Source organism: Prochlorococcus marinus str. MIT 9313 (genome assembly GCF_000011485.1).
Taxonomy (GTDB): Bacteria; Cyanobacteriota; Cyanobacteriia; order PCC-6307; family Cyanobiaceae; genus Prochlorococcus; species Prochlorococcus marinus_D.
Genome location: NC_005071.1, coordinates 1,871,423 through 1,891,856, shown reverse-complemented (window position 1 = coordinate 1,891,856; position 20,434 = coordinate 1,871,423). Strand labels below are relative to the sequence as shown.

Below are 20,434 nucleotides of genomic sequence, written 5' to 3'. Positions count from 1 at the left end.
TTGCTACGTCACGGGGCCTTGCGCTGTGTCGGGGGGGTGGCCAGCGTTGTCCATACGATGGGATTAGTGCCCTCTTGGCCATGACCGTCGCCTCACCCCGTCTGGAGCCGGTGGATTTCGACAGCCTGGTCAATGCCGGGATCAATCGCCCTGCCCGTTACATGGGCCATGAGTTGGGGGTGGAGCCTCGTGATTGGCAGGCCTCTCGGGTGCGCTGGGCTCTCTCCTACCCGGAGATCTACGAGGTGGGCGCGAGCAATCAGGGCCACATCATTCTTTATTCGATTCTCAACGCAGTTCCAGGTCAGCTTTGTGACAGGGCCTATCTTCCCGCTCAGGACCTGGCCCAGCGCTTGCGGGATCTTCGGCAGCCTCTGTTCGCGGTGGAGAGTCGCCGTCCTCTCCAGGCCTTCGACATCCTTGGCTTCAGTCTCTGTTATGAGCTTGGAGCCACAAACATCCTTGAGATGCTTGATCTGGCAGAGATTCCTTTGTTGGCAAGCGATCGTGGTGATCAGCCCCTGAATGATTTAGCAGCACCACCATTGATCTTTGCTGGCGGACCAACGGCTACCAGTAACCCTGAGCCCTATGCCGCTTTTTTTGATTTTGTAGCCCTTGGCGATGGTGAAGAGCTGCTGCCTGAGATTGGTTTGGTAGTGGCTGACGCTAAGGCCAATGGACTGAGTCGCTCAAGCCTTTTGCAGGACTTAGCTCAGGTGCCTGGCGTTTACGTGCCGTCGCTTTACGGTCAAGGCCCTGATGGCACCTCCATCCTTCCTTTGGAGCCTGCTGCGCCGGCCAAGATTCTGCGACGGGTGGCCAAGCCGATGCCTCACTACGCCATGGGTTTGGTTCCACATATCGAAACGGTGCATGATCGACTCAAGGTGGAGATTCGTCGCGGTTGTACTCGTGGTTGTCGTTTTTGCCAGCCCGGCATGCTCACACGTCCAGCTCGGGATGTTGATCCGGAGGCGGTGATTGAAGCAGTGCACAATGGGATGAAGCGAACGGGATATAGCGATTTTTCATTGTTGTCGCTCAGTTGCAGCGATTACTTGGCTCTGCCAGCGGTTGGTGTGGAGTTGCGAAATCGTTTGGCTGATCAGAATGTGACCCTTCAGCTGCCCAGCCAACGGGTCGATCGCTTTGATGATGATATCGCTCACATCGTTGGCGGTGCTCGTCAGGCCGCTCTCACCTTCGCGCCGGAGGCTGGCAGTCAGCGCTTGAGGAACGTTGTCAATAAAGGTCTTACGAACGCCGACCTGCTGCAGGGGATCCGCACGGCGATGCAGAACGGCTTTCGCAAGGTCAAGCTCTACTTCATGATCGGATTGCCGAGCGAAACGGATGAGGATGTGCTTGGCATTGCCGATACCTGTCAGATGTTGCAGGAGCAGTGCAGGGATCTTGGGCGATTGAACCTGAAGATCACGGTTAGTAACTTCACTCCAAAGCCACATACGCCTTTTCAGTGGCACAGCGTATCTACGCAAGAACTGCAGCGACGTCAGCAAAAGCTGCAAAAGGCATTTCAGGCGCTCAGAGGCGTAAAGGTCAATTTCACTGATGTGCGCCTCTCCGCCATGGAGGACTTTGTCGGTCGCGGTGATCGTCGTCTCTCGTCGGTGATCGAGGCAGCCTGGCGGGCGGGTGGAGGCATGGATGCTTGGTTCGAGGCCCTTGATCGCACTTATGAGGCCTGGGTCTGGGCTATTGCAGCTGCAGGGCTGGAGGGCCGATATAGGGATCTGGAGTTAGGGAGCTGGGGAGCGACCTCAGCCCTCAATCGCGAAGATCTGAGCAGCTTCTGCGCTCAGTCTCTGCCGTGGGATCACATTGATACGGGCATTGATAAGAGCTGGCTGGCAGAGGATCTGCAGCGTGCCTTGACGGCAACGGTGGTGCCTGACTGTTCTTTCGAAGGCTGTAGCAGTTGTGGCGTCTGTGGTTCTGAAATGGGTCACAACGAGGTGGTGCCACCGCCGCCTGTGCCAGATCGGCAGCTTCAGAAAACTCCTTTAACGAAGCGAGCCTGTCGCATCCGTCTGCGATTCGCAAAAACTGGTTCGATGGCCCTTCTTAGTCATCTGGATGTCATGCGTCTGCTTGAAAGAGCACTGCGGCGCAGTGGTTTGCCAGTGAGTTACAGCGGTGGGTTTCATTCCCTGCCCCGTTTGCAAATAGCTCTGGCTTTGCCTTTGGGGGTAGAGGCCTTTGGGGAATGGATGGATCTCGAGTTTGTGGAGCCGGTGGAGGCCGAGACCATGCGTCAGCAGCTTCAGGCCACCTTGCCGAAGGGACTCTCTTTGCTTAGTGCGGAATCTGTGCCTGTAGGCGGTAGCAGTCTCTCTCAGTTGCTGGTTGCAGCCTCATGGCGCTTTGATTTGGCTATTGAGTCTGAGAAGCCATCGACGTGGCATCAGTGGCAAGTAGCTGTCGAGTTCTTGAAGGAAGCTCATGAACTGCTGTGGCATGACATTGATAAGAAGGGACGGCCGCGTCAACGAGACTGCCGGCCAGCATTGCGTGAACTTCAACTGTGCAACAGTTGCGAAGAGGGAGGTGAGTCTCTTTGCTTAGACGCCGTTCAACTGCGTCTGGAGGCAAGTATTGATTCGATGGGCCGTAGCCTTAAACCTGTTCAGGTGCAGCATTGGCTTGCAGAGCAGATGGGTGAGCCCTTGCGCATGAGCGGTGTGCAAAGGCAGGAACTCAAGTTGCTGCAGTGTTAGAGTCAAAATATGACGTGAATGCAGGGGCAATTTTTGCCACTGGTCCGTCCCGGCCTTCTTCACTCCAATTCTGAGCAAAGCGAGGCTATTTGCTGCTCGTTCATTCCGTTCCCTCTGTTCGGGAGCAGTGAGACACATAACCAATAGGAGTTTTTGACTCCGTCTGCTTCTTCAACGGCCTTTGGCTGTTAATTCGTTTTCCACCCGATGCATTGAGCCGGCAGGCCATTGATCGGTTCTGAGTCCAGCAGGGCTCCCTATTTATTTTCTATGCCCCAGCAAATTGTCATCTCTGAGCAGCTGCGCATCGCAGCCTTGCTCACAGATGAGCGAGTCGATGAGTTGATCGTTGCTCAGGGTCGATACCAGATCGGAGATGTCTACCTCGGCACGGTCGAGAACGTTCTTCCGGGAATTGATGCCGCTTTTGTGAATATTGGGGAAAGTGAGAAAAATGGTTTTATCCATGTCACTGATCTGGGCCCTCTGCGTTTGAAGAAGGGTGCTGCAGGGATCACCGAGCTGCTGGAGCCCCGTCAGCAGGTGTTGGTTCAGGTGATGAAGGAGCCCACAGGGTCTAAGGGACCAAGGCTTACTGGCAACCTGGCGTTGCCTGGTCGCTACTTGGTGCTGCAGCCCCATGGCCAGGGGGTGAACATCTCTCGCCGGATTAATTCCGAAGGGGAACGCAATCGTTTGCGAGCACTTGGCGTACTAGTGAAGCCGCCGGGTGCTGGCCTGTTGATTCGCACCGAGGCCGATGGCATTAGTGAAGATCTGCTGATTGATGATCTGGAGGTTTTACTTAGGCAATGGGAAGCGATCCAGCAGGCGGCAGACAATGCTCTACCACCGGTACTGCTCAATCGCGATGAAGATTTCATTCATCGCGTTTTGAGAGATCACGTCGGTCCAGATCTTGTGAGAGTAGTGGTGAATGATGCCGCTGCCATTGAGCGTGTGAGCAGTTTCCTTGGCCAGGAAGGGCCAAATGTATTAGTTGAGGCCCATAACGAATCCACCGAACTTCTTGAGCATTACCGAGTAAATGCTGCCATCCGCGATGCTCTCAAGCCCAGGGTAGATCTGCCATCCGGTGGCTACGTGATCATTGAGCCGACGGAGGCACTCACTGTTATTGATGTCAATTCAGGCTCGTTCACTCGTTCGGCCAATGCTCGTCAGACGGTGCTCTGGACCAATTGTGAGGCAGCTATTGAGATTGCCCGCCAGCTGAAGCTTCGCAATATTGGCGGTGTGATCATCATCGACTTCATCGACATGGAGTCGCGCCGTGATCAGTTGCAGTTGCTGGAGCATTTCACAGCAGCCGTTCGCGATGATGCTGCTCGTCCTCAGATTGCCCAGTTGACTGAACTGGGGCTGGTGGAACTCACTCGTAAGCGTCAGGGGCAGAACATTTATGAATTGTTTGGCAGGGCTTGTCCTGCCTGTGGTGGTCTTGGCCATGTGGCGGTACTACCTGGCAAAGATCTGCTACAGCCACTTGCTATGGCGACTGGATTGGTGAGATCAGCAGCCTCTGCTCGAGCTGAAGCGCAGGTGCCAGGTGAGGGCGGGAATGGTCGCCGTAGGCGTGGTGGGCGCATTCGTTCTGGTGCGGTTGAGATGCCTGCACATACGCCTCCTTCTGGTGTGGCGAATGGAGTTGAGTCAACCACGTCTGTTGAACCTGAGAGACAAGAGCCTTCGGGCTCGTCTGAGGGTGTTATTCGTCGCCAGGAACCTGAATTGGTTGCTGTTCCAATGAATTCAGGGCAGGAGGAGGTTTTTGCTTGGCTTGGATTAAACCCTTTGCTTTTGATTGAGCCACCTCCAGAGAATGACAACTTTCTGGTTCGCGTGGTTCGGCCTGGAGAAGATGCTGAGTCTGTCCTTGAGGAGGCTCGTGAGCAGCTTTCAGCTAGTTCCAATCGGCGTCGGCGTCGGGGACGAGGTGGTGCTCGAGGGGCCGGCCGTGGCGCTCCGGAAGCCAGTGTCGAAACCCCTTCATCCAATGGCACAGAGGTCGTTGTCCAGCAAGCCAAGGTTGTCGCAAAGAATGAGCCTCTAAGTGTTCAAATCACTCCTCTTGAGGTTGATCATTCATCGAGTAGCGCTTCTGTAGAAACCGTTTCTTCAATTTCCGAGCCGCAGGAAAGTGAACCCGAGGATCCGCGCCGCCGCCGCCGTCGCTCCTCAGCTGCAGGCTGATATGGACCCTTCGGCGGAATCCATCGCCGGAGTTGATGAGGTGGGTCGGGGCTGCTGGTTTGGTCCTGTGTTTGCAGGAGCGGTTGTCCTCACTGAAGTTGCGGCAGTCGAATTGTTAGCTGAGGGGTTAACAGATAGCAAAGCACTGACTGTTCGCCGCAGGGCTCGCTTAGTGCCGCTGATTGAGGATGCCGCGACGGCTTGGGCTCTTGGACAGGCCTCGGCTCGCGAAATTGATGCTCTAGGCATTCGCTCAGCGACGGAACTTGCCATGCTGAGGGCATTGCAGCGGCTACCTACACCGTTGGAGCTTGTCTTGGTTGATGGCGTGTTGCCATTGCGCCTCTGGATGGGGCCACAACGTACCGTGGTGCGCGGTGATAGCAAATGTGCGGCCATCGCTGCAGCCAGTGTGTTGGCCAAGCAGGCTCGTGATGGGCTGATCAAGCGGTTGGCTAGTCGCTTCTATGGCTACGGTTTGGAGCGACATGTTGGCTATGGAACGGCGATCCACCGGCGTGCCTTGTTGGATTTAGGCCCTACAGAGCTTCATCGTCGCTCATTCCTCACCAAGCTGTTTGCTGTTAATGGCAGTCTCACTTGAGCGTATGGGTGTCTCTTGGCACCATTGGCTGAAATCCTTGACAAGTTGTTGGCCAACACGGGTTTTGATGCCAAGCAGGATGCCGCTGAGAATTGATTGACCGGTGCTTTTCAACACCCCTTTGGGGATCAGCTTCAGCAGTGCTGGTGGAGTAACGCTGACAGATAGCAGAGCTTCCCCTTCAAGACCCTTTGGGGTGGCTTCCATGATGGCCTCCAGGCCGAGGTCGAAGTCATCCACTAGATCTAGACCTTTAAGTTCGCTATCGGTTGCGCGGATGCTGAGTTTGCCGTCACAGTTGTCTACTTTGAGTGAGACAACTGGGTTGATCTGCAGCTGAAACACGTTCAGGCTGGTCACTGCGTAGCTGAAGCGACCCTCACCTAGTGGGGTAAGTTTTTCCCATTCCAGAAGAGCAGCCAGAACCCTATCCTGCTCGAGCAGGTAAGCAGGCAGTCGCTCAGTGTTTTGCCTTACCGGCAAATTGAGGTTCTGGCAGGCTTGGAAAGCCAGAGGCATGGCTTGCGGTTGACGCGTCATGATCCTATCGACCTCACTTGCGATGCGCTTCTGATGCCAATACGCGTGGCCTTCCTCGGACCGGAGGGAACCTATGGTCAGCAAGCGGCTCAAGCTCTGGCGGAGCTTGAGGGATTAGCAAATTTTGAGCTGGTGCCCTGTATAGGTCTGCGTTCCGTCGTTGAGCATGTGGCCACTAAACGCTCTGAAATGGCGGTGGTTCCGGTGGAGAATTCCGTGGAGGGTGGTGTAACTGCCAGCTTGGATGCGCTTTGGTCTCATCCGCAGTTATGCATCCTTAGGGCAGTGGTTTTGCCGATTCGTCATGCTCTACTGAGCAGTGGCGGATTCAAAGACATCTCTGAAGTCCTGTCTCATCCCCAAGCTCTGGCTCAGTGCAGTGGCTGGTTGGCTGATCATCTTCCTGATGCCCTGCAGTTGCCTACAAGTTCTACGGCCGAGGCGGCCAGCATGGTTATAGATAGTCGATTTCGGGCAGCGATCGCTTCTCGGCCTACGGGCCAGGGAAGAGGCCTTAAAGAACTGGCTTTTCCTATCAACGATGTCGCGGGCAATCGCACCAGATTCCTGTTGTTACGGCAGGGAACACCGCTGCAACGTGGGGATGTGGCCAGCTTCGCATTCTCTCTGCATGCCAACGCCCCGGGCAGCCTGCTCGAAGCACTCACTTGTGTGGCTCGACTGGGGTTCAATATGAGTCGGATTGAGTCGCGTCCCTCGAAGCGAGAACTAGGTGAATACGTGTTCTTTGTGGATGTGGAATTGAGGGATGGGGGTATTGGTGCATCTGAGCAGCTCATCGAGGCCTTGCAGCCTTTGTGTGAACATCTTGTGCATTTCGGCTCTTATCTCAGCAGCGACTTGGAGCTCGATTGAGATCAGTCGCGGCTGCGGAAGACACCGAATTGCATCAGACCGTGGGCAAAAGCCCAGCGCATCAACAAAATCGTTGGTATTTCTCTGAATCCCTTGACCAAGGCGGCTGGACCCAACCCGAGCACGGCTCCAGGACGACGAAACCCCTCCAAAATCGAATCATTCCAGGAGGGCAGGATGGATCTTGTCCAGTCGTCAGATTCGACAGTGCCGCAAGCAAAAGGGCTATGAAGCAAATTGCGGCGGAATCCTTTAATGCTGGCGAATTCCGGATGGGCCCACTGGTCGAGTAGCTGACGCATCACCCATCGCTCAAGGCTGGTCATCTCCCCATCTTCGTAATCACGGCGGTTCCAATCGGCCACCGCAAGTACACCTTTTGGCCTCAGCACACGCAGCAGTTCATCTGCATAGCGCTGCTTGTCTGGCATGTGGGGGCCTGCTTCCACACTCCAAACAGCGTCGAAGCTACCGTTGGCCAGTTTTAAATCGAGGGCATCCATCACCTGGAATTGGCAGGTCATCCCCTCAGGAGTGAGTTGAGACGCTCGTTTCACCTGGGCTGGACTGATGGTGATGCCAAGCACGTCAAAGTTGTAATCCCGGGCCAGGATTCTTGCGCTACCACCAATACCGCAGCCCACGTCAAGTACTCGGGAGCCTCGAGGGAGTTGGGCCAGTCCACTCCATTGAACGAGCTCATGTACGAAGTCTTGCTTTGCGGCTCGGAAATCTCTGGTGCTAGGAGGTTTGCCGTAATAGCCGAGGTGGACGTGTTCACCCCAGAGCCGCTCGAGCAGCTGGTCATTGGTCCAGGCATCGTAAGCAGAGGCAACACTGGCGCTTGATTTGTATCGTCGATCCCGTTGGGTCCAGATCACTACAGCAGAAGTCAGGGTTGTCCCTGCCAGGATCAATATCCACACCCAAAGGTCCATTAATTGTTGGCTTGATCGACGTTGGTGAGGCTTTCTTTGAGTGCAGTCCTTGCTGCAAGCTGACGGCGGGTGTGGTCAAGCATCTCGTATTCACGCTGCAGGCGATGGCTGGTTCTTGTGAGCTCCAGTAGTGCCTGTTGCTCTTCAGCCACAGGTCCCCCGAGATGGGCTCCGATCCAGAAAGAGAGTTCCCTAGGAAGATCAGGCAGGTCATCCGGCATGGTGATGTCTGAATCTGTGAGCTTGCCTGTAAGCATCACCACATCGTGTAGGGCTTTTGCAACGCTGATTGATAGCTCCTCTAGCTGGCTGTGGTTATCCATTTGGTCATCCTCGATCCAGCTCACCATGGCAGTGCGGAAAGGGGCGTCTCTAATCACATCGAGCACTCGGAAGCGCTGCTGTCCAAGGGTGACGATATTGCTGCGTCCGTCTTTGGATGTTTGGTGTTGCAGGATCTCTGCGCAACATCCCACATTCGCCATTGTTTTTGTTTGAGGATCCCAGCGCAGCACACCAAAACGCCGATCACTTTCAAGCACACTCTGAAGCATCATTCGGTAACGAGACTCAAAAATGTGCAGTGGAAGCACTTCTTGGGGGAATAAGACGACATCCGGCAGAGGGAAGAGAGGCAACTCCCTGACGGACAGGTCGGTCACAGATAATGCCCTAGAGAGATTAAAAGCCTAGTTAGCCTGCACACTTCTTGGAAGACCTTCAGAGTTTCACTTCAATGTCAACACCACTTGGGAGGTCGAGTTTCATCAGGGCATCGATGGTCTTTGCTGACGGGTTGTAGATATCGATGATGCGTCGATGGGTCCGAGTTTCGAAGTGTTCCCGTGAGTCTTTGTCCACATGGGGGGAGCAAAGCACGCAGTAAATCTTCCTTTTGGTGGGAAGAGGGATTGGGCCGATTGCCGTCGCGGCAGTGTTGTCGGCTGTTTCAATGATTTTGTCGCAGGAAAGATCCAACATGCGACGGTCAAAAGCCTTAAGGCGGATGCGGATCTTCTGCTGAGCGATAGCCGTGGACATGAAAGGTTTAGGAGATTTTCCCTGTATTGGGGTTAGGGATGGATTGTCGAGGTTCTTTGGGGATGCATTGAACGTTGATCGTTCATGCAGGCTGAAGCTTTGAATTTAAGGGATGACCAGGCAAAGGCCCAATCATCCCACTCTTGATCATTCGATGATCTTCGAGACAACTCCGGCACCGATGGTGCGGCCTCCTTCGCGAATGGCGAAGCGCATGCCCTGTTCGATGGCCACAGGGCAGATCAATTCACCAGTCATTTTGATGTTGTCGCCTGGCATCACCATCTCCACATTGGAGCCGTCTTCGGCTGTGAAGGCGGTAATTTGGCCCGTCACGTCAGTGGTTCGGATGTAGAACTGTGGACGGTATCCGGCGAAGAAGGGGGTGTGGCGTCCACCTTCTTCTTTTTTGAGGACGTAAACCTGACCCTCGAATTTAGTGTGAGGTGTAATTGAGCCTGGCTTGACGAGGACCATGCCACGCTCGATGTCTTCCTTCTCGATGCCGCGAAGTAGGAGCCCGCAATTGTCTCCAGCCAAGCCTTCGTCAAGATCTTTACGGAACATTTCCACACCGGTCACGGTGGTCTTGCGGCTGTCTCTAATGCCGACAATTTCAATTTCTTCGCCTTTTTTGACCTTGCCGCGTTCGATTCGTCCGGTGGCCACCGTGCCACGACCAGTGATTGAGAAAACGTCCTCTACGGCCATTAGGAAAGGTTTTTCGATTTCTCGCTCGGGCTCTGGAATGGATGCATCAACTGCCTCCATTAACTCATCGATCTTTGCTTCCCATTCAGCTTCACCTTCAATGGCTTTGAGACCAGAGACTTGGACTATGGGGATGTCATCACCAGGGAAGTCGTAGCTGCTCAGGAGTTCACGGATCTCCATTTCAACGAGTTCGATAATTTCCTCGTCGTCGACCATGTCGCATTTGTTGAGAGCGACAACCAGTGCAGGCACGCCCACCTGCTTGGCAAGAAGGATGTGCTCCTTGGTTTGAGCCATGGGACCATCGGTTGCTGCGCAAACAAGGATTGCGCCGTCCATCTGGGCCGCACCGGTAATCATGTTCTTGACATAATCCGCGTGGCCGGGGCAGTCCACGTGTGCATAGTGACGGCCATCGGTTTCGTATTCCACGTGAGCGGTGTTGATCGTGATACCGCGCTCACGCTCTTCAGGCGCGCCGTCGATCTCGGCGTAATCTTGCACCTTGGCTTGACCCTTTTTCGCAAGCACACTTGTGATGGCTGCGGTCAGGGTTGTTTTGCCGTGGTCGACATGGCCGATGGTGCCAATGTTGACGTGAGGCTTGTTCCTCTCAAACTTCTCGCGAGCCATTGTGTAAAAGAATCGGGGGGTGGAAAGTGGGTGTTATAGAGATCAGGAATTGCCCTGATTCTTGGAGATGATGGCTTCAGCAACGTTGCGAGGAACTTCCTCGTAATGGCTGAACTCCATCGAGAAGATACCCCGACCCTGAGTCATAGATCGGAGCTGGGTGGCGTAACCGAACATTTCGGCTAGAGGCACTTTGGACTGCACTTTAGAGAGTCCATCGTCAATGGACTGGCCTTCAACCTGACCTCGCCGGGAGGACAGATCGCCGATGATCGCACCGAGGAAATCCTCGGGGATCTCGACCTCAACCTTCATCATCGGTTCAAGCAGCACAGGATTGCACTTCTTGACGCCATCTTTGAAAGCCATCGATCCGGCGATTTTGAAAGCCATCTCGGATGAGTCCACATCGTGGTAAGACCCGTCAACCATGGTGACTTTCACATCGATGAGCGGATAGCCAGCGATAACGCCGGATTCGCATGTTTCACGCATGCCTGATTCGGCAGGCTTGATGTATTCCTTGGGAACGATGCCTCCGACAATCTTGTTCACGAATTCAAAGCCAGAACCAGGTTCGCCTGGCTCCATTTCGATTACTACGTGGCCGTATTGGCCTTTACCACCTGTTTGACGGGCAAACTTGCCCTCGCCTTTAGAGCTGGCACGAATGGTTTCCCTGTAGGAGACCTGAGGAGCGCCGATGTTGGCCTCCACCTTGAATTCTCGCAGCATGCGATCCACGAGAATTTCAAGGTGGAGTTCGCCCATACCAGCAATCACGGTTTGACTGGTCTCAGGGTCTGTGCTGACGCGGAAGGTGGGATCCTCTTCCGCTAATGAAAGCAGGGCTTTGGAAAGTTTTTCCATATCACCCTTGGTTTTGGGCTCAACAGCCACCGATATCACTGGCTCGGGGATGTAGAGGGTTTCTAGAACAATTGGATCGTCAGTCGTGCAAAGGGTGTCGCCTGTCGTGGTGTTCTTCAGACCTAGAACAGCACCGAGATCTCCAGCGCGTAGTGCATCGACCTCTTCACGGTCATCGGCCTTGAGAATGATCAGTCGGGAAATTCGTTCTTTCTCGTTCTTCGTGGAGTTCAGCACATAACTGCCTTTCTCGAGCACCCCTGAATACATACGCACGAAGGTGAGCTTGCCGTAGGGGTCCGACATCACCTTGAAGGCCAAAGCACTAAATGGTGCGTTGTCATCGGATGGCCTTACTGCCTCCTTGCCATTGGGAAGTAAACCTTGAATCGGGGGTACATCAACAGGAGCGGGTAGGTAGTCCACCACTGCATCCAATAGCAGTTGAACGCCCTTGTTCTTGAAGGCAGATCCACACAGCAAAGGTACTAGGCCGTGATTGAGAACCCCTTCGCGAATGCCTGATGCAAGTTGGGCTTCGCTTAGTTCTTCTGTCTCTAGAAAAACTTCAATCAGTTCTTCGTCGGTTTCAGCAACACATTCCATCAGCTTGGATCGCCATTCAGCTGCAATCTCTTTCATATGGTCTGGGATCTCTGTTTCTTCGATTTCCTTGCCGAGATCGTCCTTATAAATAAAGGCTTTGTTTTTAACGAGGTCAATAATGCCGCTGAGATCTCCCTCTGCACCAATAGGCAGCTGGATTGGGATGGCGTTGGCTTTGAGGCGATTCTTGATCTGTCCGTGAACCTTGAGGAAGTCGGCCCCGGTGCGGTCCATTTTGTTGACAAAAACCATCCGTGGAACGGAATAGCGATCGGCTTGCCGCCAGACGGTTTCTGATTGAGGTTGCACGCCACCTACCGCACAAAACACGGCGATTACACCATCGAGCACTCGCATCGAGCGCTCCACTTCAATGGTGAAGTCAACGTGCCCTGGGGTGTCAATGATATTGATGCGGTGATCGTTCCAGGTTGTCGAGATCGCAGCCGCTGTAATGGTGATTCCGCGCTCGCGCTCCTGAGCCATCCAGTCGGTGACTGCGGCGCCGTCATGCACCTCGCCCATCTTGTGAACCACACCGGAATAGAAAAGGATGCGTTCCGTACAGGTGGTTTTGCCGGCGTCAATATGGGCGGCAATCCCGATATTTCTGACGCGTTCCAGGGGAAAGGCGCGAGCCACAGGAAACTCTCCGGGGTTTGGCGTTAAAAGGCGGGTGCGACTCTACAGGTCAGCCGTTGGAACGGTTCAGTGCCGTCAGGGCTTGGCCATGTTCAGTAGCGATAGTGGGCGAAAGCTTTGTTCGCTTCTGCCATCTTGTGGGTTTCTTCTCGCTTGCGAACGGCGCTGCCAGCTTCATTGGCGGCATCCATTAGTTCAGCAGCCAGTTTTTGGGACATGCTGCGGCCATTACGGGCGCGAGAGAAGTTCACCAGCCAGCGCAGGGCCATTGCTGTGCCTCGCTCCTGGCGTACTTCCATCGGCACCTGATATGTGGCACCACCAACACGGCGGGCTCTTACTTCCACCAGTGGCGTGGCGTTTTTTACGGCTGTTTCGAAGAGCTCTATCGGGTCGCCACCGGTGCGCTCATTAATCAAGCCAAAGGCTTGGGCAAGGATGCGTTGTGCAGTGGACTTCTTGCCGTGCTTCATCAGCCGAGAGATCATCATCGTGGCCAGTCGGTTGTTGAACTGGGGATCCGGCAGGACTGGGCGTTTTTCGGCTGCGTTGCGGCGGGACATAGACCGTTAGGAGTGGAGAAGGCGGAGGTAGAGCTAATAAGGAGAGAGATTAATGAAGAGGCTCTTTAATCCTGCTTCGACGCCTTGGCGCCGTATTTTGAGCGGGATTGACTGCGATCCTTGACACCTGCAGTGTCCAGAGTTCCGCGGATGATGTGATATCTCACCCCAGGGAGATCTTTGACTCTGCCGCCGCGGATGAGCACCACAGAGTGTTCCTGGAGGTTGTGGCCGATGCCTGGGATGTAGGCCGTGACCTCAAAACCTGAGGTAAGGCGCACGCGCGCAACTTTGCGTAGGGCTGAGTTGGGCTTTTTAGGTGTGGAGGTGTAGACCCGTGTGCAAACACCACGTCGCTCTGGACAAGCGCGCAGCGCAGGAGATTTTGTCTTGCGAGTCAGGTGCTGACGCTCAGTTCGGATCAGCTGTTGGATGGTTGGCATCGAAGGTCGGCATTTGGTCGGAGATCCGACCTGATTCCACAATCAACCACCATACCGTTTCGGCTTGCCTGATTGATGATCAGACGGAATCGATTGCGAATAAAGCAGCTCTGCAACCAATACGTATTTGAAATTTAATCTTAAAAGCGATGGAGGATGTGGTGATCAGGGAGGCATGGGCCCTTGCAGTGCTTCTGTTGTGTTGGGCGAGATGCCAAGCTTGATCTCGTTAATTATTTGTTGGCGATTCGCTCCTGACCTCTGGCATTTTTATGAGGCTCATTAGCTTTTTTAGGATTGCCTTTGTGGTGGCGCAAAATGAGGCCAAGGCCGTTGTGGATTCTGGGGGGTGTGCCTCGACCTGTTACAACCAATTGATTCGCTACCAACAGGGACGTTGAACTGCCTCCATCTAAGTTCAGGCCGTCTCTGATCCCCAGTTGTTGCAGGGCTAGGCTTGTCTCCAGCAGGGTTGGATCGCTGCCCCTGGCCCCTTTGAGAGTGAGTAGCCAGAGCTTGCCACCACCTTGGCCCACCACACTGCGGGGAGCAGCAAGGGATAGAAAGCTTGGGCTGAAGCCTTCTTGTCTTCCAGACAGAACCACCCGCCCGTTTTGCAGCAGCAATGGACCACCACCAAGCACTTGAGGCAGTTCGCCAAGAGGATGTGATGCTTTCATCCTTATGACCACTGTTTCACCAGTCGCCGCCGGTAAAGGGAAGCCTCCTCTGGCTACGACCAGATCCCCATCCTTGCTCAGAGGAACCCCCCGGGCCAGCTGCACTTGTTGGAAGCTCTGTACGACTCGCCCATTGATGATCATCATTGCTTTTTCTTCTCCGCTGAGGGCTTGGTAGATAGGCCCCCAGGCTCTGGTGTAACGACTCAGGCCTCGCTGCACATAGCCACTATTCAAGGTTTCAAGATTCCATCTCTGCCCTTTAGAACCTTGAAGTTCTTGTTGAAGTTGCAGGCGGCCGAAGGATAGATGTCCTGTAGGGCCCCAGCCGATTGCCCCTCGATTGAGGATGGGGCCTGAAAACCATCTGCCATCTCGTCTTAAGGCCCCTAGGGGCAACTGGCGCACTCGATTGAAGAAACCCCCGTTGATGGCGATCAGAGCGTCTGCAGGTTGGGCTAAGTGGTTGAGAAAACGCAGGCCTTGTTGATGGTTAATTTGCGGCAGAGGCCTGAGGAGCAGACCTTGCTTTGACAGATTTGTACCGACCCTGGTGATTTGCAATGGTTTGACCCCAACGTTCACCACTTTTGTGTCGAAGATCAGGCCGCGCTGGATGAGGGCCTGGATGGATGGATTGAGCAGTGGTGAGCGCAGATTTGTTGCGTTGCTGTGCTTGCCAATACCGTCCAAGACAATGCGCCAGGGTTTGTCCAGGGTGAGGCTGCTTAGGGCTTCTGCCTGACCGATGAGCATTAGGCCATTGCGCTGCTGCTTGGGCATCAGGCCTAATGCCTTCATCTGCCTACGCTGCTGGACGGTGGCCTGAAGATTAAGAAGGAGATTGTTGTCAAGGCTTTGCACGAGCGCCGGACCGCTTAGGTCAAGCACCAGACGATTTGAATTGCTGCCCTTGCCCTGCCGAAGACCTTTGAGGCGTGGTGTTGGCAGTTCAACGTGAAGGGTCTTGCTTTTCCGCTTGATCTTGACTCCTGTCGTCGTGAGCCATTCGGCCACATTCAATGCCACTTCATCTTGAAGTGTGATTTGTGGGAGGGATTTCAGAGAGGCTTTGCTTCCATACCATTGCAATTGCTGTCCGTTTGGCTGGGTGGACCTGCGGAAGCCAAAACGTCCGACCAGTAGATCCAGGGGAAGCCAGAGCTGGTTTGCAGTGCCATCCCTATGGCCTCTCCAGCGCCAAGGGGCCTCGATTAACTGACCATCGATGTTGAGGCGATCACCAACAAATAAGTTCGCGGCTCTTACCTCAACAGTGGGAGGTGGGGGAGGAGGAGAAACCATGATTTCGACGCTAGTCCTCTCATTCGTCTAAGTCTTAGAGGAGGGCGCCTGCCTAGGATCACTGATTGAGCTTTTCACTGTGAACGCAGTCCACTGCGGTGCAGGAAAATAGTTTGGCTGAAGGTTATGTCTCAGGATCACCGTCGCTCCAATTGGCCCTATTGCGACAGCAGCGCGCCTACGGCCGTGGTTGGCGAAAAGGATGCATGTGGCGTTGGTTTCTTGGCTCAAATTGATGGGGTAGCTAGCAATTGGATTTTGCAGCAGGCACTTCGGGCCCTGAACTGCATGGAACATCGTGGTGGTTGCGGAGGTGATGCGGATTCCGGAGATGGAGCAGGTCTGCTTTGCGCTATTCCCTGGAGCTATCTTGAGACCGTGTGGTCGGCAGTGGAATCTGCAAACCATCCTTGTGGGCTGGGCATGTTGTTTATGCCTCGAGATGCTGCACGTCGCGCAGAAGCACGTTGCTTTTGCGAGCAGGAGGCCGAGTCCCTTGGTCTCAGGTCCAGAGGATGGCGAGAAGTCCCTGTGGATGTGGCGGTGTTGGGTCCCCTCGCCCGTGATACAGCGCCGGTTATCGAGCAGTGGCTGGTGCAGGGATCTCAGCCAGGTGATGCGTTGGAGGCGTTGTTATTTCGATTGCGGCGGCGTATCGGAGATCGTGCTCGGCAGGCCTGGGGAGAGCATGCCAATGATCTCTACGTGGCGTCACTCAGTAGTCGCACAGTCGTTTACAAAGGCATGGTGCGCTCCGAGGTGCTTGCGGCGTTTTATGCCGATCTCCGCGACCCTCGCTTTGAGGTTTCTTTTGCGGTTTATCACCGCCGCTTCAGCACCAATACGTTGCCCCGTTGGCCACTCGCCCAGCCGATGCGTTTGCTCGGTCATAACGGTGAAATCAATACGTTGTTGGGCAACCTGAATTGGGCTAGGGCCACTGAAGTCAACCTAGATAGCGTTTGGGGTGTTGATGCGGCTGATCTAAAACCGGTTGTTAATGCAGCTTTTAGTGATTCCGCCAACCTTGACGCGACTCTGGAGCTGCTTGTACGCAGTGGTCGCCCGATTGTTGACAGCTTGCTGACCTTGGTTCCTGAGGCCTTCCGGGAACAGCCAGAGCTGGCTGACAAGCCAGAAATTCAGGCTTTTTATGAGTATTCCGCGTGCACGCAAGAGCCCTGGGATGGCCCAGCCTTGCTTGTGTTCTCAGATGGTCGCAGTGTTGGTGCCAGCCTCGATCGCAATGGCTTACGCCCGGCCCGCTATTGCATCACCAGTGATGGCTTGGTGGTGATGGGTTCAGAAACTGGTGTGGTTGAGCTTGAGGAAAGCCGCATCATCGAGAAGGGACGCCTTGGCCCTGGGCAGATGTTGGCGGTTGATCTTGAAAAGGGTCGATTGCTGCGCAATTGGGATGTCAAGCAGGAGGTTGCTGGCCGATATCCCTATGGCGAATGGCTCAGTCAAAATCGTTGCAAGCTTGGTCAAAAGTCTTGGCAGCAGGATTCTCAACTGGGAGATCTGGAACTGCTTCAGCAGCAGACAGCCTTCGGTTTCACTGCTGAGGATTTGGAGTTAATCATCGATTCAATGGCGGCTGGGGCCAAAGAACCCACTTTTTGCATGGGTGATGACATCCCATTGGCGGTGCTCTCCGATAAGCCCCACCTCCTATACGACTACTTCAAACAGCGCTTTGCGCAGGTCACGAACCCGCCGATTGATCCCTTGCGGGAAAAGTTGGTGATGAGTCTCGAGATGCATCTGGGAAAGCGTGGTTCTCCCCTCAAGCCTGAGGCAGCGGCGGCTTCGTTGATTCATCTTGAGACTCCGATTCTCAATGAGGCGGAACTTGCAGCTTGTGGTCAGCTTGAGTTTCCCACGACCACACTCTCCACTTTGCTGCCCGTTCATTATGGGCCTAGCGGTTTGGGGGATTCTCTTAAACGGCTCTGCGTTGAAGCAGCGGATGCTGTGCGCGATGGCAGCCAGATCGTGGTGCTTTCCGACCGCGGGGTTGTTGCTAGCACCACCTACATTCCACCGCTGCTAGCGGTTGGTGCAGTGCATCACCACTTGCTGAAGCAGGGTTTGCGGCTGAATGCTTCCTTGGTGGTCGACACGGCACAGTGCTGGAGTACCCATCATCTGGCCTGTCTAATCGGCTATGGCGCTAGCGCTGTGTGCCCTTGGCTTACTTGGGAGACTACGCGGCATTGGTGGCAGCATCCTCGTACTCAGAAACTGATTGAAACCGGCAAATTGCCAGCGCTGACCATTGATCAGGCCCAGGCCAACGTCCGTAAGGCGCAGGAAGATGGCCTGCGCAAGATCCTCTCCAAGATCGGTATTTCCTTACTTGCTAGTTACCACGGCGCTCAGATTTTTGAGGCGATTGGTATCGGTGCCGATTTAATTGAGCTGGCTTTTAAGGGCACGACCAGTCGAGTCGCTGGACTCAGTCTCAATGACTTGGCTAGCGAGACCCTCATCTTCCATGCCAAGGCATTTCCTGAATTGGATCGCACCAAGCTCGAGTTCATGGGCTTTGTGCAATATCGCAGTGGCGGTGAATTTCATCTCAACACTCCGGACATGTCTAAGGCCCTGCATGCGGCCGTGAGGGCTGGGCCGGGCTACGACCACTTCTCTACCTACAAGAACCTGCTGGAGAATCGGCCTGCTACTGCCCTGCGCGACCTGCTGACGTTTCGCTTAGCCCCTACACCCCTCCCGTTAGATCAGGTTGAAAGTGTTGAATCCATTTGCGCACGTTTTTGTACTGGTGGAATGAGTCTTGGCGCCCTATCGCGCGAGGCTCACGAGGTGCTTGCCGTGGCGATGAACCGTATCGGTGGGAAGAGCAACAGTGGCGAAGGAGGAGAAGATCCAGCTCGATTCAAGATCCTTGATGATGTCGATCTTGAGAGTCGTTCAGAAACCCTGCCCAGCATCAAGGGTTTGCGCAATGGCGATACGGCTTGCTCTGCGATTAAGCAGGTCGCCTCTGGTCGCTTTGGTGTGACGCCGGAATATTTGCGGAGCGGTAAGCAACTTGAGATCAAGGTGGCTCAAGGGGCAAAGCCTGGTGAGGGAGGTCAGTTGCCGGGTCAAAAAGTTGATCCTTACATCGCCAAGTTGCGTAATAGCAAGGCTGGTGTGGCGCTGATCTCGCCACCTCCCCATCACGACATCTATTCAATTGAGGATTTGGCCCAGTTGATTCACGATCTGCATCAGGTTCACCCTGCTGCCAAGGTGAGCGTGAAGCTGGTTGCTGAGATTGGCATTGGCACGATTGCTGCTGGAGTGGCGAAGGCCAAGGCAGATGTGATTCAGATCTCTGGTCATGACGGTGGTACAGGCGCATCGCCTCTGAGTTCGATTAAGCACGCTGGAAGCCCTTGGGAGTTAGGTCTCACCGAGGTACACCGTTCACTGCTTGAAAATGGCTTGCGTGATCGTGTGTTATTGCGCGCTGATGGTGGTCTTAAGACTGGTTGGGACGTGGTGATCGCCGCCTTGCTTGGTGCTGAGGAATATGGTTTCGGCTCAGTCGCGATGATTGCCGAGGGCTGCATCATGGCTCGCGTCTGTCATACCAACAAGTGTCCTGTGGGGGTTGCTACCCAGCAGGAGGGCTTACGCAAGCGCTTCCCAGGTGTCCCGGAGCATGTTGTCAACTTCTTTCTGTTTGTAGCTGAGGAGGTGCGCCAGCTGATGAGTGTGCTCGGTGTGGCTCGGCTTGAGGATCTCATTGGTCGCACAGAGCTGCTTGAGCCTCGCAGCCTCAACTTGGTGAAGACCCAAACCCTTGATCTTTCTTGCTTGTTGGATCCGATTCCGGGGGCCGTTGATCGGGCTTGGTTGATTCATGACGCCAAGGCCCATGACAATGGACCGATCCTCGAGGATCAGCTGCTTGCTGATGCCGAGCTGATGGCAGCGATCGATAGCCATGGTCATATCGCCCGCAATCTCGCGATCGTCAACACGGATCGCAGCGTTTGTGCACGGATTTCTGGTGAGATAGCTGAACGCCATGGCAACAAAGGTTTTCGAGGTCAGTTCGATCTCTCCTTTGAGGGGGCTGCCGGTCAGAGTTTTGCGGCATTTCTGCTGCAGGGGGTGAATGTGCGCTTGGAGGGTGAGGCCAATGATTATGTCGGTAAAGGCATGAATGGTGGTCGGATCACACTGGTACCACCTTCGAGTGCAGATCAAAGCGGCAGCCAGGTGATTTTGGGCAACACTTGCCTGTATGGCGCGACCGGTGGAGAGTTGTTTGCTTTAGGTAGGGCTGGCGAGCGTTTTGCTGTGCGCAATAGCGGTGTGCAGGCTGTTGTTGAAGGTGCGGGGGATCATTGCTGTGAATACATGACCGGTGGGGTGGTGGTGGTGTTGGGATCAACTGGCCGCAATGTTGGGGCAGGGATGACCGGTGGTGTGACGTTCCTGCTGGATGAGCAGGGAATGGTGAGCGATCGGGTCAACAAAGAGATTGTTGAGATCTGCTTGCTAACCACTATTGAGCAGGAAGCCATTCTCAAGACACTGCTCGAAGCCCATCTCGCGCAGACCGGCAGTACAAAAGCCAAGGCGATTTTGGCCAACTGGATCAGTTGGAAAGCACTTTTTAAGGTGCTTGTTCCACCTAGTGAAAAGGTCAATGTTGGTTTAACTTTGCTTGAGAAAGTTGCAGCCTGATGAATGCCTTGGTTTATCAAAACCGAGAAGTTTACGGCGCAGACTTTGACCCTTTTGCCAGAGCAGCGGCAGACTTACTTAGCTGCCCACCATGAATGGATCAAGGTTTTGCGCTCCGAAGGTGTCAAGGTTTCGAGTGGTTTTTTGGTTGATGCTGAACAACGACCAGGAGGTGGAGGGTTGTTGGTGCTGCAGGCAGACTCCTTTGAAGCAGCCAAACGCTTAGTCGAACAGGACCCGATGATTGTTGAGGGTTTAGTTAAATGGGATCTGCAGCAGTGGATCCCTCTGTGTGGGGAGCTCATGGCTTGAGT

General features: G+C 54.5%; 15 protein-coding genes. 6 read left to right on the top strand and 9 right to left on the bottom strand.

Annotated features, from left to right (window positions below):
* Positions 1-80: 80 nt before the first annotated feature.
* The 3 genes from AKG35_RS09580 (at position 81) to AKG35_RS09570 (ending at position 5,559) form a co-directional block, all read left to right on the top strand.
* Entirely contained in the window at positions 81-2,741 is a 2,661-nt protein-coding gene (locus AKG35_RS09580) for a TIGR03960 family B12-binding radical SAM protein (protein ID WP_041384670.1), read from the top strand.
* Positions 2,742-3,011: 270 nt separating this feature from the next.
* Positions 3,012-4,955 carry an Rne/Rng family ribonuclease gene (locus AKG35_RS09575; RefSeq protein ID WP_011131156.1) on the top strand — a complete coding sequence of 648 codons (1,944 nt, stop codon included), beginning with the start codon at positions 3,012-3,014 and terminating at the stop codon, positions 4,953-4,955.
* A gap of 1 nt (position 4,956) precedes the next feature.
* The gene (locus AKG35_RS09570; RefSeq protein WP_041384668.1) at positions 4,957-5,559 is read left to right on the top strand and encodes a ribonuclease HII; all 603 of its coding nucleotides are present in this window, start codon (positions 4,957-4,959) and stop codon (positions 5,557-5,559) included.
* On the opposite strand, the gene AKG35_RS09565 is transcribed toward AKG35_RS09570, so the two are convergent.
* Complete coding sequence (locus AKG35_RS09565) at positions 5,515-6,099, bottom strand: DUF1997 domain-containing protein (protein WP_011131154.1); 585 nt, start codon at positions 6,097-6,099, stop codon at positions 5,515-5,517. The two genes, AKG35_RS09570 and AKG35_RS09565, sit on opposite strands and share 45 nt — an antisense overlap.
* A 33-nt stretch (positions 6,100-6,132) precedes the next feature.
* Here AKG35_RS09565 and pheA point away from each other — a divergent pair, with 33 nt between their 5' ends.
* Positions 6,133-6,975 (top strand): prephenate dehydratase, encoded by an 843-nt coding sequence (pheA, locus tag AKG35_RS09560; protein WP_011131153.1) that lies wholly within the window; start codon positions 6,133-6,135, stop codon positions 6,973-6,975.
* 2 nt (positions 6,976-6,977) lie between these two features.
* Here the strand turns inward: pheA and AKG35_RS09555 are convergent, their stop codons facing one another.
* The 8 genes from AKG35_RS09555 to AKG35_RS09520 all read right to left on the bottom strand — a co-directional run bounded on the left by AKG35_RS09555 (position 6,978) and on the right by AKG35_RS09520 (position 15,410).
* Complete coding sequence (locus AKG35_RS09555; protein ID WP_052646190.1) at positions 6,978-7,913, bottom strand: methyltransferase domain-containing protein; 936 nt, start codon at positions 7,911-7,913, stop codon at positions 6,978-6,980.
* Positions 7,913-8,575: an LON peptidase substrate-binding domain-containing protein gene (locus tag AKG35_RS09550; protein WP_011131151.1), complete on the bottom strand. Its 663-nt coding sequence runs from the start codon at positions 8,573-8,575 to the stop codon at positions 7,913-7,915. The genes AKG35_RS09555 and AKG35_RS09550 overlap by 1 nt, the downstream gene beginning before the upstream one ends.
* A 58-nt stretch (positions 8,576-8,633) precedes the next feature.
* Entirely contained in the window at positions 8,634-8,954 is a 321-nt protein-coding gene (rpsJ, locus tag AKG35_RS09545; RefSeq protein WP_011131150.1) for a 30S ribosomal protein S10, read from the bottom strand.
* Positions 8,955-9,101: 147 nt separating this feature from the next.
* Positions 9,102-10,301 (bottom strand): elongation factor Tu, encoded by a 1,200-nt coding sequence (gene tuf, locus AKG35_RS09540; RefSeq protein WP_011131149.1) that lies wholly within the window; start codon positions 10,299-10,301, stop codon positions 9,102-9,104.
* A gap of 42 nt (positions 10,302-10,343) precedes the next feature.
* Positions 10,344-12,419, bottom strand: coding sequence for an elongation factor G (fusA, locus tag AKG35_RS09535; RefSeq protein ID WP_011131148.1), 2,076 nt, complete (start codon positions 12,417-12,419; stop codon positions 10,344-10,346).
* A gap of 92 nt (positions 12,420-12,511) precedes the next feature.
* On the bottom strand, positions 12,512-12,982 hold the full coding sequence (gene rpsG, locus AKG35_RS09530; protein ID WP_011131147.1) for a 30S ribosomal protein S7: 471 nt from the start codon (positions 12,980-12,982) through the stop codon (positions 12,512-12,514).
* A gap of 65 nt (positions 12,983-13,047) precedes the next feature.
* Complete coding sequence (gene rpsL, locus AKG35_RS09525) at positions 13,048-13,425, bottom strand: 30S ribosomal protein S12 (protein ID WP_011131146.1); 378 nt, start codon at positions 13,423-13,425, stop codon at positions 13,048-13,050.
* Between the two features lie 233 nt (positions 13,426-13,658).
* Positions 13,659-15,410, bottom strand: coding sequence for a phosphodiester glycosidase family protein (locus tag AKG35_RS09520; protein WP_011131145.1), 1,752 nt, complete (start codon positions 15,408-15,410; stop codon positions 13,659-13,661).
* Between the two features lie 126 nt (positions 15,411-15,536).
* Between AKG35_RS09520 and gltB the strand changes: the two genes are divergently transcribed.
* Together gltB and AKG35_RS09510 are read left to right on the top strand one after the other, a co-directional pair.
* Complete coding sequence (gene gltB, locus AKG35_RS09515) at positions 15,537-20,120, top strand: glutamate synthase large subunit (protein WP_011131144.1); 4,584 nt, start codon at positions 15,537-15,539, stop codon at positions 20,118-20,120.
* 3 nt (positions 20,121-20,123) lie between these two features.
* Positions 20,124-20,432: a YciI family protein gene (locus AKG35_RS09510; RefSeq protein ID WP_011131143.1), complete on the top strand. Its 309-nt coding sequence runs from the start codon at positions 20,124-20,126 to the stop codon at positions 20,430-20,432.
* The last annotated feature ends 2 nt before the right edge of the window (positions 20,433-20,434 follow it).